Here is a 13,720-nt window from a genome sequence, read left to right on the forward strand (position 1 = left end):
GGACGCCCGCCGGACCGAGGGATAGTCGAAGGAGGCCGATGAGCCGGAAGAACCATCGCGTCGCCGTGCTCGTGCTCGAGGGCGCGAAGCCGCTCGACGTCGGCATCCCCGCGCAGGTGTTCTCCAGCCGTCCGAGCATGCCGTATGAGGTGCGGGTGTGCGGCGCCGCGCCCGGGCTGGTGACCGGCGGCGACGGCCTCTCCTATCACGTGGCCGAGGGCCTCGACGCCTTCGAGCAGGCCGACACCGTCTTCATCCCCGGCTATCGGGAGCCGGCGACCACGGAACCGCCGGCCGCGGTCGTCGGCGCGCTCATGGCCGCCCACGAGCGCGGAACCCGGCTCGCGGCCATCTCGACAGGGGCGTTCGCTCTGGCGGCGACGGGCCTGCTCGACGGCAAGCGGGCGACGACCCACTGGCACTACACGAAGGCTCTCACCGAGAAGCATCCGCTCGTGCGGGTGGACGAGAACGTGTTGTTCGTGGACGAGGGCGACGTGCTGACGTCGGCGGGCGCGGCGTCCGGCATCGACCTGTGCCTGCACCTGGTGCGGCGCGACCACGGCGTCGGGCTCTCCAACCATGTGGCGAGACGGCTGGTGGCGGCGCCCTATCGCAGCGGGGGCCAGGCGCAGTACGTTCCCCGGAGCGTCCCCGAGCCGCTCGGCGACCTGTTCGCGAACACGCGTGAGTGGGCCCTGGCACACCTGTCCGAACGGCTGACCCTCGAGACGCTCGCCCGCCACGCGCGGGTGTCGGCGCGCACCTTCTCCCGGCGGTTCGTGGAGGACACCGGCTACACGCCGATGCAGTGGGTGCTCCGAGCACGCGTGGACCTGGCACGCGAGCTGCTCGAACGCACCGATCTGGGCGTGGAGCAGATCGCCGACCGGGTCGGGCTCGGCACCGGCGCCAACCTGCGCCTGCACTTCCAGCGCATCCTCGGCACCTCTCCCACCGAGTATCGCCACACCTTCTCCGCCTGAACGGCCCGGAGCTCCGGTCTGTGTATGGGGAGGCGTGGCGAGATCCTTGCGGACGGTGGCGAAAGTTCTGGCTCGATCCTTGCGCACGCTGTCGTTCAGGCCACTGTCGGCCCGGCAGCCGGATGCCGATCATGGAGCGCGGAACGAAAGGAACGCCCATGACCCGCATCGCCGTCAACGGATTCGGCCGCATCGGACGCAACACCATCCGCGCCCTGCTCGAACGTGACAGCGACCTCGAAGTGGTCGCCGTCAACGACCTCACCGCCCCCGAGACCCTCGCGCACCTGCTCAAGTACGACAGCGCGCTCGGCCGGCTCGGCCGCTCCGTCGAGGTCGACGGGACCGAGCTCGTGGTCGACGGCCGCCGCATCAAGGTGCTCGCCGAACGCGAGCCCGCCAAGCTGCCCTGGGCCGAGCTCGGCGTCGGCGTCGTGCTCGAGTCCACCGGCCGCTTCACCGCGGCGCACGCCGCTCGCTCGCACATCGACGCGGGCGCCAGGCGCGTGCTGGTGAGCGCCCCCTCCGACGGAGCCGACGTCACGCTCGCCTACGGCGTGAACACCGAGGCCTACGACCCCGCCGAGCACGTGATCGTCTCGAACGCCTCGTGCACCACGAACGCGCTGGCTCCGCTGGCGTCCGTGCTGGACGACCTGGCCGGCATCGAGCACGGCTTCATGACCACGGTGCACGCCTACACGCAGGAGCAGAACCTGCAGGACGGCCCGCACCGCGACCTGCGCCGCGCCCGCGCGGCCGGCGTGAACATCGTGCCCACCACCACCGGGGCCGCCAAGGCCATCGGCCTGGTGCTGCCGAACCTCGACGGCAAGCTGTCGGGCGACTCGATCCGCGTGCCGGTCCCGGTGGGTTCGCTCGTGGAGCTGAACACCGCCGTCACACGCGAGGTCACCCGCGACGAGGTGCTCGCGGCCTACCGTGCCGCCGCCGACGGCAGGCTCAAGGGCATCCTCGACTACGCCGACGAGCCGCTGGTCTCCAGCGACATCACCGGTCAGCCGGCGTCGTCGATCTTCGACGCCGCCCTGACCCGGGTCGAGGGCAGGCACGTCAAGGTGGTGGCCTGGTACGACAACGAGTGGGGCTTCTCCAACCGCGTCGTCGACACGCTGGAGCTGCTCGCACGCGACTGAGGGCGCACGCCCTCCGGCCCCGGAGCCGGCGCAGGTGTCCGCGGCCTCACATCGTGAGCTGGTAGTGCCGCTCGGCGCGCCACTCGACCAGCATCACCGTGGCGTCGTCCTGCAGGTGGCCGCGCTGGTAGACGAGGATCGAGTGGATCAGGCGGCGCAGGGTCTCCGGCGCGGAGACGCCGTCGATCTCCCGCCGGATGACGTAGTCGGCGAAACGGTCCAGCCCGAACCTCTCCCCGTCCGGGGTCTGCGCCTCCACGATGCCGTCGGTGTAGAACAGCAGCCGGTCGCCGGGCTCGAGCTGGCGGCGGGCGAGCACGGCGGCCGGGCCCAGGCGAAAGCCCATGGGGGTGTCCGGCGGGCTGTCCAGCACGGAGGCCACCCGCCCCTGCCGCAGGACGAGCGGTGGAGGATGCCCCCGGTTCACCCAGGTCAGCCACCCATTGCGGATATCCAGGTCGGCCAGGACCCCGGTGGCGAAGCGTGAGGTGCCGAACTCGCAGGCGATGGCCTCGTCGATCGCGTCGCTGACCTCGAGCAGCCCGGTTCGGTGCCGGCGGCGGTTGTTGCGGTAGGCGCTCAGGGCGATGGCCGCGGTCAGTCCCGCGGAGGTGTCGTGCCCCATGGCGTCGAAGATCCCGATGTGGAGGGTGGCGCCGTCGAGGGCGTAGTCGAAGGCGTCCCCGCCGACGCGGTAGGCCGGCTCCAGCGCGGCGCTGACCGTCATCGTGTCGGTCGCGAAGTTCCTGATGGGCAGCAGGGTCCACAGCATCTCGGCCGACAGGTGCATCTCCTCGGTGCGCACCAGCCGCGCGAAGGCGTCGCTGTAGGCCCGCTTGCTCACCACCAGCAGCGCGACCAGGCTGCCCAGCTCGGTCGCGATCCGCTCGGTGGTCTCGTCGACCACGGGCACGGTCACGCCCAGCACGCCGACCCGTTCCGTGCCGTTCAGCATCGGCACCCACAGCCGCCGCGCCCCCTCGCTGCCGAGCGGTTCCGCGGCTTCGGCGGCGAACGGGTCGGTGGCGGGACGGGCCTGGACGATCTCCAGGTTGCGGTAGGCGCGCCCGGCCAGGGTCGTGTCGATGGACAGGCGGTTCAGCGGCTCGCCGTACGCGTCACTCTGCGCCGGCAGCGGCACGAGATACAGCGGTCGCAGGCTGGCCACATAGATCATGACCTCGGTGAAGCCGAGCGGCCGGACGTGCTCGATGACGGATGACGCCAGGTCGTCCAGAGGCGTCAGATGGTGGTCGCGCACCAGCCCGCCCCAGATGCGCCCGACATCATGACACCCGTTGGCCTGCCGCGGCACATTCCCGACGCTACCCGGCCTCGGTTCACACAGAGCCAACGCGCGGGGCATGCGCAGGCCAGCACCGGGGCGCGCATGGTCTTAAGAGAACCCTCATGCAGGTGGTCTAGCGTCCCACAGACGTCACCTCAGGAGAGGAAGGCAATCGTGGGACACGATCATCAGGGCGCTGCGGGACACGATCACGAAGGCCAGAGGGTCAGCCGCAGGACCGCCGTCGCCGGGATCAGCGCGATCGGGCTGGGCGCCCTGCTGTCTGCCTGCGGCACGAAGGCCGGCGGCTCGGCCTCGGTCTCGACCACGTCGGGAGCCACGGTCTCGATCACCCCGACGACGGGCACGTCGGCCGGCTTGACCGGCCTTTTCGCCGGTTCCAACACCTGCGTCCTGACTCCCGCGACCACCCAGGGGCCCTACTACTTCGACGCCGACAAGATCCGCTCCGATATCCGCGAGGACCGGCAGGGCAGGCGGCTGAAGGTCGCGATCAAGGTGCAGGACAGCGAGAAATGCGAGCCGATGGCGAACGCCGTCGTCGAGATCTGGCACTGCGACGCGTCGGGCCTCTACTCGGGAGCCGAGGCGCAGTCGAACGGACAGGGCGGTGGAGGCGGCGCGCCCGGAGGACCCGGCGGCGGCCCGGGCGGGCCGCCCCCTTCGGGCATGCCGGCCGGAGGACCCAGCGGGCCGCCCCCTTCCGGCATGCCGCCGGGAGGACCCGGCGGCGGGCCCTCCGCGAACGACGGGATGGCCGACCTCACCCCCACCGACGACAAGCGCTACCTGCGCGGCGCCCAGGTCACGGACAAGAACGGCATCGTCGAGTTCACCACGATCTGGCCCGGCTGGTACCGCGGCCGGACCGTGCACATCCACGCGATGGTGCATGTCGGCGACGAGCGCACGCTGACGACACAGGTCATGTTCGACGAGGACCTTAACGCGAAGGTGTTCAAGGAGCAGCCCTACTCTACGCACACGGGCAGGGACACCCTCAACGACAACGACACCATCTACAAGCCCAGCATGCTCATGAAGGTGAGCGAGGACGGCGACGGCTACCTTGGCGTGATCACCTTCGCCGTCGATTCCGATAAGAACGGCAAATAGCGCACCGCCCTGATCCTCCCTCCGCGGTGGCCGCCGGGTCTCATCATCCCGATCTTGACGCGGCGGCTCGCCCGATATATGGGAGACTGAGCACCTGTGACCCCCGTGCTCGACCTCGTCGGAATTTTCGTATTCGCCCTGTCCGGCGCGCTGGAGGGCGTACGCAAACGGCTCGATGCGGTCGGCATCGCGGTGCTCGCGTTCTTCACCGCCGTCGGCGGCGGCATCGTGCGCGATCTGTTCATCGGCGTGCAGCCCGCCGCGCTGCGGGACACGGGATATCTCCTCGTGCCGATCGTGGCCACCGTCATCGCCTTCTTCTGGCATCCCCAGGTCGAGCGGGCGATGCCCGGGGTGCTGGTCTTCGACGCGGCGGGCCTCGGCCTGTTCTGCGCGGTCGGGACCTCCAAGGCGCTTTACTACGGCCTCGCGCCGATGCACGCCGTGTTCCTCGGGGTCTGCACGGCGGTCGGCGGCGGCGTCATCAGAGACGTCCTGTCCGGCGGGAAACCGACCCTGCTCTACGACCGGGAGCTTTACGCCGTGCCCGCGATGCTCGGCTCGACGACGATGGCCGCGCTGTACGCGCTGGGGGTGCGGGGGTTCGTCGCCACCCTGTCCTCGGCGGTGCTCGCCTTCGGGTTCCGCATCCTCGCCATGCGGTACCGCTGGCGCGCTCCCCTGGCCAGGGGCGTCAGCGGGACGGAGTGAGCGGCGCCGGCGACCAGCGGGACCTTACGAGGAACTAGCATGATGACCGGGGTCGCAGCCCCGGCCCACCGCTTGGCACCCGCCCTCTCCCGCAGCGGCGAGCGACCGGCGCCCCGCCCGGCCCGCGAGTGCGTGCGGGGGCGCACCTGCCGACACAGGAGGAGAGACGGGTGAGCATCATCCTTCCCGAGGATCCGTTCCACCGCAGGCTGCACCATGTGGCGCCGGCCGGCCTGACGCCCGACACGGCGCAGACGGGCGGTATGCGGCGCCAGGCCGCCATCAGCGGGGCCACCGTCGGTTCGCGACGACTATGGATGGGCCAGACCCGCGTGGCTCCGGCGACCGTCTCCGCCAACCACCACCACGGCGACTCCGAGACCGCGATCTACGTGGTCAGCGGCACACCGTCGTTCGTGTTCCTCGACGTCGACGCCGACGAGCCGCACGAGGTGCGCATCGACACGAAGCCGGGCGACTACATCTTCGTGCCCCCGTTCGTGCCGCATCGAGAGGAGAACCCCGACCCCGATCTGGAGGCCGTCGTCGTCATAGCCCGGAGCACCCAGGAGGCGATCGTGGTCAACCTGCCCGAACTCAAGTGGACTGGCCCGGTCCGGACGACGGCCTGACCACACGGCGTCATCCCCCTGGCGGCGTCGAGCCCTGCCTTGAGCCCTTCGCCGCGGCCGGTCTGCCGGTGTGGAGAGCACGGGTGGCCGGGGTGGTGGTCTTCGATGGGCGGTTGTGGCCGGTCGATGTCGGTCGCGGCGGTTGGCTCCGCAGTACCCAGCCGGGACAGGTCACGTCAGGCCGTGTGAAGTGTGCCCCGACGCGGCCCAAGCGGCTCGGCCGTGATGCCCGTCGGCACCTACCAGATGCGCGGCGCGGCCACCCAGCGACTGCTGGCCGCGCTGCCCACGCTGCTGGTGCTGCGCGGCGACCCCCAGATCGCTGGATCAAATGTGGGCTTCCTCCGGCTGTGTGGCTGCAGGCTGGGCCGACGGGTGCCCCTCGACATCGCGGACCTCCACCGATCGAGGACGGCAGGCCGGTCTCCGAGGGCGGTTGCTCGACTCGTAGGTGGTCGCTGCCATGTGGCCGCGCTCGCAGACCACCCCGGCAGGACCGCGCCAAGTCAGCCGCAAGGTTCGCAAGTCGGGGGCAAAGGGCGGATGCCATCGTTCGGTGCGCTGGGACCGCGAGGGATGCGCGTCCGCTCACGCGGCCGCGGCCACTCCTCCGTGCCGCTCGTCAGGGACGCGGCGCAGGGCTCTCGGCCTCCCACCCGGAAGAAGCGACAAGGGACACCGCCATGAGCTCGAATCACGAAACCAGGCCTGCTCTGGAACCGATCGCCGTCGTGGGGATGGCCTGCCGGCTGCCCGGCGCCCGCTCCCCCGAGGAGCTGTGGGAGCTGCTGTGCCGCGGCGAGAACACCATCTCCGAGATTCCCGCCGACCGGTTCCCGGTCGAGGACGTCTACGCCCCCGTATCCGGGGTGCCGGGAAAGCTCGCCTCGAAGTACGGCGGTTTCGTCTCCGGCATCGACGAGTTCGACGCGGAGTTCTTCGGCATCTCCCCGCGGGAGGCCGCGGCGACGGACCCGCAGCACCGCATGGTGATGGAGGTGGCCTGGGAGGCCTTCGAGGACGCCGGCCTGGTGCTGGAACGGATGCCGGAGCTGACCGGCGCCGTCTTCATGGGGGTCATCACCAACGACTACTGGGACCGGCAGTCGGGGGTGCTGGAAGAGCTCGATGTGCACACGGTCACGGGAAGCGCCAAAGGGGGCAACGCGGGCCGCATCTCCCACGCCCTGAACCTCACCGGTCTGAGCGTGGCCCTCGACGCCGCATGCTCCTCCTCTCTGGTGGCCGTACAGCTCGCCGTACAGTCGCTGCGGGCGGGCTCGTGCGATCTCGCCTTCGCCGGCGGCGTGAACGCCATCCTCACCCCTGATCACGGCATCGGGTTCTCCCAGGGCGCGATGATGGCCCTCGACGGCCAGTGCAAGGCGTTCGACGCCCGCGCCAACGGCTACGTCCGCAGCGAGGGCGTCGGCGTGCTGGTGCTCAAGACCCTCTCGCGAGCGCTGGCCGACGGGGATCGGATCCATGCCCTGATCCGCGGAGCAGCCGCCAGCAACGACGGGCACTCGGACGGTTTCATGGCCCCCCAGGTCCACGGACAGCAGGCCGCGCTGCGGGCGGCCTACCGCGACGCCGGTGTGGATCCGGCGAGCGTCGCCTACGTGGAGGCCCACGGTACCGGCACCGGCGTCGGCGACCCGGTGGAGATCGCCGCCCTGGACGGGGTGCTCGGGCAGGGGCGGCCGAAAGACCGCCCGCTCCTGGTGGGCTCGGTGAAGACCAACCTGGGCCACACCGAGGCCGCCGCCGGCGTCACCGGGCTGATCAAAACCGTGCTGTGCGTCAAGAACGGCCGGCTCCCGGCCAGCCTCAACTTCACCACGCCCAACCCCTCAATCGCGTGGGACGACATCCGGGTACGCGTGTGCGACCGGGAACAGTCGTGGCCGCAGGAAAACCAGCCACGCAGGGCCGGGGTCAGCAGCTTCGGCATCACCGGCACCAACGTGCACATCGTCGTCGAGGAGCCTCCGCAGACCGCGCACCCGGACGAGAGCCGCGAGGACGGCGACCGCCCCATGCTGCTGCCGGTCTCGGCCCGCACCTCCGGCGCTCTCACCGCGCTCGGGGCGCGCTACCGCGACCTCCTTCGGACGGCCCCGCTTCAGGATGTCGCAGCGGCGGCGGGAGTCCGGCGCAGCCATCACGACCAGCGGCTCGCCGTGGTCGCCGTCACGGCCGAGGAGGCCGCGGCCAAGCTGGACGCGTACGCCGCGAACGGCCACGCGGAGGGCGTGTACACCGGCGAAGCCGACGATCTCGGCGGGCCGAGTCGCACGGCGTGGGTGTTCCCGGGACAGGGCGCGCAGTGGGTCGGCATGGGCCGCGACCTGCTCGACCAGGAGCCGGTCTTCGCCGCGGCGATCGCCGACTGCGAGAACGTGATGCGCCGCTACGCCGGCTGGTCCCTGACGGCCGAGCTCAGGGCGGAGCCACAGGCCTCCCGCCTCGCCGAGATCGACGTGGCCCAGCCGACGATCTTCGCGGTGCAGGTGGCGCTGGCCCGCCTGTGGCGGTCGTGGGGTTTCGAGCCGGATGCCGTGATCGGGCACTCGATGGGCGAGGTCGCCGCGGCCCACGTTGCCGGAGTGCTCGACCTCGACGACGCCGCCCGGATCATCTGCGGCCGAAGCCGGCTGATCCGCGCCACCAGCGGTCGCGGCGCCATGGCCGCGGTGGAGCTGTCACCCGAACGCGCCGAGGCGCTGATCGCGGAGCGCGGCGGCCGGGCGGTCCTGGCCGTGCACAATGGGCCGGCCTCGTGCGTGCTCGCCGGCGAACCCGAGGAGATCGACGCCATCCTCCGCGACCTCGACGCCGAAGGCGTCTTCGGGCGGCGCGTGCAGGTGGACATCGCCTCGCACAGCCCGCAGATGGACCCGCTCAGGGAACCGCTCCTCGAGTTGCTCGCCCCCCTGCGCCCCCGGCAGGGCGACGTTCCGCTGATCTCCACGGTCACCGGCCGATTCGTCGACGGGTCAGACATGGACGGGGCGTACTGGGTGGACAACCTTCGCGAGCCGGTGCTGTTCGCGGACGCCGTCCAGCATCTGGCGGGGTCGGGATTCGACACCTTCGTGGAGTTCAGCCCCAACCCGCTGCTCGCCCGAGCCGTCCAGCAGAACCTGCGTCACGCCGGCGCGGACGGGGTGGTCGTCACCGCGCTCACCCGCGACACCCCTGGCCGTACCGCGCTCCTCGAGGCCGCGGCCGAACTGTACGTCAACGGCCGGGCCGTCGATTTCTCCCGCCTGCAGCCCGACCGTGGGCACCACGTGCCCCTCCCCTCCTACCCCTGGCAGCACACGAGGTACTGGAAGGACCCGGTCAGGCGACCCGGTGTCGTCCGGGACGGCGGCGGCCACCCGATCATCGGCGCGGCTCTCACGCTGGCCCCGGCCGGCACTCTGGTGTGGGACTTCGACCTGGACACCGAGCGACTGCCCTACCTGAATCACCATCAAGTCCATGACATGCCGATGCTGTCCGGCACCGCCTTCCACGAACTGGCCCTTGCCGCCGGGGAGGAGGCGTACCGCGGCCGGACCTTCGCCGTGGAGGATCTCCGCATCGAGCGCGCCGTGTTCCTCACGGCGGACGTCCCTCAGCGCCTTCAGGCCCGCCTCGACCCGGCCGGAGCCGACCACATCCGCCGCTGGACGTGTTACCTCGCGGACACGACCGGCGAGACCACCGAATGGTCCCCGGTCGCCACGGCCCTTGTGCGTTCCACCAGTTCCCCCGAGGAGACCCCCTGGGTAGGCCGTCCCGACCTCACCTGTTATCCCCGAAGGGTCGACGTGGCGGAGCACTACGCCGCGCTGCGCCGCCGGGGCATCCAGCAGACGGGCCCGTTCCAGGCGATCGTCGCACTCCATCGGACGGAGGCGGCCGTGGCGGCCGAGCTGAGGATCGACGCCGGCATAACCGCCGGTCTGGACCGCTACCTGTTCCATCCGGCACTGCTCGACGCGGCCCTCCAGCCGGTGATGGCCCTCCTCGGCGACACCGGCGGCGCGCATCACACCTATCTGCCGGTGCGCACGATTCGGTGCCGGGTGCACCGGCGCCTGCGGGCAGGCACCCGTCTGTGGGCGACCGCCGTACGAATCTCGCCCGCGGAAGAACCCGAGCTGGTCGAGTTCGACGTACTGATCAAGGACGACGAGGGCCGGGTCGTCGCCTCCGTCGACGGCTTCCAGATCAAACGGCTGAACGAAGACCCTCCCGAGATCGCCGAGCGGAAGGCCGCGCGCCTTCTGTACGGGATGGAGTGGGCGGAGCTCCAGCCCCTGCCCGATCCCGCACCCGATCATGCTCCCTTGCTGGTGGTGAGCGACTCTCCCCTCGGCGCCGAACTGTGCGCCTCTCTCTCGGCGATGGGAGGCGAGCCGCTGCTGGTCCAGCCGGGTGCCGGCTATCGGAGACTCGACCAGCACCGATGTGTGCTCGACCTGGCCTCCGCGGAGGACTGGACGATGCTCATCAAGGAACAGGCCGCGAGCCGGGCATGGCCCCCGAGAGCCGTCGTACGCCTGTCCGCCCCGCACTCCGGCGAGGGGGCGACCGGACCGGACGCAGTGGCGGGCTCCTACGAGGTGCTCGCGCTGGTCAAGGCACTGACGAGTGCGCGGCAGGCCGCTCCCCGGCTCTGGCTGGTGACGACCGCCGCCCAGGCTCCCGACGGCATCGGGGATGTCAACCCCGCGGAGACCGCCGTGTGGGGCATCGGCCGCGTGATCCCCTACGAGCACCCCGAACTGCGCTGCTCTCTGATCGACCTCCCCGAGGACCCGGACTCCGGCGTACTTCGCGCGCTCTCGGCCGAGATCAGGAACGACGGAGTCGAGACCGAGATCGCTCTGAGGGACGGCCGCAGGTACGCGAGCAGGCTCAGCCGCCGGGCGCTTCCCCCCGCACACCCGGTCCCTGTACGGCTGGACGCGACGTACCTGATCGCCGGCGGCTGCGGCGGGGTCGGGCTGCTCACCGCCGAATGGCTCGTCCAGAACGGCGCACGCCACCTCGTGCTGGTGGGCCGGAGCGGCGCTCCGGAGAGCGCGGCGGACCGGATCGCCGCGATGCGGTCCGCCGGCGCGGACGTGCACGTCGCCGCGGCGGACATCGCCTCACGGGCGGCGGTGGCGAATCTGCTCGACGAAATCGCCCGGCGTATGCCTCCTCTGCGAGGAGTCGTCAACTCCGCCGTCGTCCTCGACGACGGGACGCTGGCGCAACTGGACCGCACGCGGTTCTTCACGCCGATGCCTCCCAAGGTCGACGGGTCGTGGAACCTGCACGAACTCACCCGCCACCTGCCGCTCGACTTCTTCCTGATGTATTCGTCGGCCGCCTCCGTGATCGGCTCGCCGGGCCAGGGGAACTACTCCGTGGCCAACGGCTACCAGGACGGGCTCGCCTGGCACCGCCAGGCCAACGGGCTCCCGGCCCTGACCGTCAACTGGGGACAGTGGGCGGCGACCGGACAGGTCGCCAAGGCGGACAAGGACCTCCGGCTGAACGAGCGCGGCTTCGCCGGTTTCACTCCCGCCGAGGGCCTGGCCGTCCTCGACCGGCTACTCTCCTCTCCGCACGCACAGGCGTCCGTCATGTCGTTCGACCCCGCTACCTGGACCCACTACTTCCCCGCTCTGCGCACCTCGTCCCTCCTTCGGCACCTCGTGGAAGAAGGAGCGGCGAACGGCGTCCCCATGGCGGAGCTTGAGCCGGCCGCCCTCGCAGGCCTTGGCGAGGAGGAGGCCCAGCGGCTCATCGCGGCGTACCTGTGCAGGCAGGTCGCGGCCATCGTCCAGCTGCCTCAGGAGAAGGTGGACCCCGCACAGCGCCCGCACCGGATGGGCCTCGACTCCCTCATGGCGGTCCAGCTGCGCAACCGGATCGCGGCCGACCTCGGCGCCCACCTGCCGGTGGCGGTCTTCCTGCAGCGCCGTACGATCGGCGATCTCGCGACCGTCGCCCTCGCCCACCTGAAGGAAACCGAAGCCGTTTCTATCGGCTCCGATCGTCCGATCGGCGCGGGTCTGTGAGCAGGCGGTCGGGCATCCGCCGCACCGGCGTGACGTGTGGCCGTACAACATGCACGAGGGCGGCGGCGTCCACCAGGAGGCCCGCCGGCTCCGCTGGCTGCGCGAGCGCGGGTCCTGAACTGCCGCCTCCGGCCTCACGGTTCTAACGTGGATTCGTTTCCGCTGTAGGGCCGCGCAGGCCGTGATGTGCCGGGAGTAATGATGGGTGACGTTCGGGTGGAGGTCGAAGGACCGATCACCACGATCTGGATGGACCGGCCCGACCGGCGCAACGCCGTCGACCGTGCCATGGCCGGGGAACTGCGGGCGGCGTTCGAGGGGTTCGAGGCCGACCCCGACCAGCGGGTGGCGATCCTGGCCGGCAGCGGCGGCACCTTCTGCGCGGGCGCCGACCTGACCGCGGTCGGGGACCCCGAGCGGCGCAACGAACTGGATCCCGAGGGGGGCGGCGGCGGCCCGATGGGGCCGACCCGGATGCAGCTGGGCAAGCCGCTTATCGCCGCCATCAGCGGGTACGCGGTCGCGGGCGGCCTGGAGTTGGCGCTGCTGGCCGACCTGCGGATCGCCGAGTCCGACGCGGTGCTGGGGGTGTTCTGCCGTCGCTGGGGGGTGCCGCTCATCGACGGCGGCACGGTCCGGCTGCCGCGGATCGTCGGCCTGGGCCGCGCCCTGGACATGATCCTCACCGGCCGCCCCGTACGGGCCGACGAAGCCCTCGCGATCGGGTTGGCCAACCGGGTCGTCGAGCCGGGCCGGGCGGTCGAGGCTGCGCGCGAGCTGGCCGGGCAGATCGCGGCGTTCCCCTTCGAATGCGTCCTGGCCGACCGGGCCTCCACGTATGCCGCCCTGGACCTGCCCCTGGCCGAGGCGTTGCGCGCCGAGGGGGCGGCGGGCGTCCCGATCGTGGAGCGCGAGGGCATGACCGGGGCCGCCCGCTTCGCCGCCGGCGCCGGCCGCCACGGAGTTTTCACGAGACCACCCCATGAGCCCCGCTGAAGCCGCGTCTTCTAGGCGGTACGGTCCCCGGCAAAGCGTCTACACCCGCTTTTATGCTGTGGCTCTAACCGACCACTTCGAAGACAGGCTCTAGCGGCGCACCTTGAACCTCAGATGTAGCACTCCGTCGCCCTGGATGACCACGTGGGGATCCTCCAGCAGATGCTGCCCATCGATGCTGCCGAAGTAGCGTTTGCCCGACCCGAACACCACCGGCACCACGTCCATCGCCACCTCGTCCACGAGACCGGCCGCGAGGATCTGGCCGCCCACTTCGCCGGCGTTCACAGCGACGGTTCGCTCCCCGGCGAGCTCCTGGGCCTTGTCGATCGCAGCCGTCACGCCATCGACGAAGTGGTACGACGCCTCGGGGTGCCAGCCCTCGGGCTTGGGCCGGTGGGACACCACGATCACGTGGTCACCCGCGGGCGGCTGACCCTCCCAGCCGTTCACCAGGTCGAACAGGTTGCGGCCCATCACGATCGCGCCGATTGCCTCCCACATCGGCCGGACGTACTCCGCCGATGCACGTGACATCTTGAAGCCGCTTCCAGCGCCGGAGTGATCGTACTGCTGGTCGCCGCCTTCGGTGATCGGGGTGTCCCCGTTGAAGTACCAATCGTGGAGTGGCCCGACGTCGTCGTTCTCGTCGGCGATGAAGCCGTCCACCGACACCACATTGTGCATGATTACTGTGCCCACAGTTCTCCTCGAGCCTCCTTGCGCATGCGCCTCCGATCTTGTC

Annotated in this window: 9 protein-coding genes; 7 read left to right on the forward strand and 2 right to left on the reverse strand. The window is 70.9% G+C overall.

The window, feature by feature from the left end:
- The first annotated feature begins 38 nt into the window (after positions 1–38).
- Both ACQEVJ_RS25845 and gap read left to right on the forward strand, forming a co-directional pair.
- The gene (locus ACQEVJ_RS25845) at positions 39–986 is read left to right on the forward strand and encodes a GlxA family transcriptional regulator (RefSeq protein ID WP_433105254.1); all 948 of its coding nucleotides are present in this window, start codon (positions 39–41) and stop codon (positions 984–986) included.
- A gap of 158 nt (positions 987–1,144) precedes the next feature.
- On the forward strand, positions 1,145–2,143 hold the full coding sequence (gap, locus tag ACQEVJ_RS25850; RefSeq protein ID WP_433105256.1) for a type I glyceraldehyde-3-phosphate dehydrogenase: 999 nt from the start codon (positions 1,145–1,147) through the stop codon (positions 2,141–2,143).
- Positions 2,144–2,189: 46 nt separating this feature from the next.
- Here the strand turns inward: gap and ACQEVJ_RS25855 are convergent, their stop codons facing one another.
- Positions 2,190–3,458 carry a PP2C family protein-serine/threonine phosphatase gene (locus ACQEVJ_RS25855; protein ID WP_433105258.1) on the reverse strand — a complete coding sequence of 423 codons (1,269 nt, stop codon included), beginning with the start codon at positions 3,456–3,458 and terminating at the stop codon, positions 2,190–2,192.
- 147 nt (positions 3,459–3,605) lie between these two features.
- Here ACQEVJ_RS25855 and ACQEVJ_RS25860 point away from each other — a divergent pair, with 147 nt between their 5' ends.
- The 5 genes from ACQEVJ_RS25860 (at position 3,606) to ACQEVJ_RS25880 (ending at position 12,975) form a co-directional block, all read left to right on the forward strand.
- Complete coding sequence (locus ACQEVJ_RS25860; protein WP_433105260.1) at positions 3,606–4,568, forward strand: hypothetical protein; 963 nt, start codon at positions 3,606–3,608, stop codon at positions 4,566–4,568.
- A 96-nt stretch (positions 4,569–4,664) separates the two neighbouring features.
- Positions 4,665–5,279 carry a trimeric intracellular cation channel family protein gene (locus tag ACQEVJ_RS25865; protein ID WP_433105262.1) on the forward strand — a complete coding sequence of 205 codons (615 nt, stop codon included), beginning with the start codon at positions 4,665–4,667 and terminating at the stop codon, positions 5,277–5,279.
- Between the two features lie 170 nt (positions 5,280–5,449).
- Positions 5,450–5,911 carry a cupin domain-containing protein gene (locus ACQEVJ_RS25870; RefSeq protein ID WP_433105264.1) on the forward strand — a complete coding sequence of 154 codons (462 nt, stop codon included), beginning with the start codon at positions 5,450–5,452 and terminating at the stop codon, positions 5,909–5,911.
- Between the two features lie 683 nt (positions 5,912–6,594).
- The gene (locus ACQEVJ_RS25875) at positions 6,595–11,979 is read left to right on the forward strand and encodes a type I polyketide synthase (protein WP_433105266.1); all 5,385 of its coding nucleotides are present in this window, start codon (positions 6,595–6,597) and stop codon (positions 11,977–11,979) included.
- A 201-nt stretch (positions 11,980–12,180) separates the two neighbouring features.
- Positions 12,181–12,975: a crotonase/enoyl-CoA hydratase family protein gene (locus ACQEVJ_RS25880; protein WP_433105268.1), complete on the forward strand. Its 795-nt coding sequence runs from the start codon at positions 12,181–12,183 to the stop codon at positions 12,973–12,975.
- 90 nt (positions 12,976–13,065) lie between these two features.
- On the opposite strand, the gene ACQEVJ_RS25885 is transcribed toward ACQEVJ_RS25880, so the two are convergent.
- Positions 13,066–13,677 (reverse strand): dihydrofolate reductase family protein, encoded by a 612-nt coding sequence (locus ACQEVJ_RS25885; RefSeq protein ID WP_433105270.1) that lies wholly within the window; start codon positions 13,675–13,677, stop codon positions 13,066–13,068.
- Between the last annotated feature and the right edge of the window lie 43 nt (positions 13,678–13,720).

The sequence above is a fragment of the Microbispora sp. CA-102843 genome (assembly GCF_050936215.1).
Taxonomy (GTDB): domain Bacteria; phylum Actinomycetota; class Actinomycetes; order Streptosporangiales; family Streptosporangiaceae; genus Microbispora.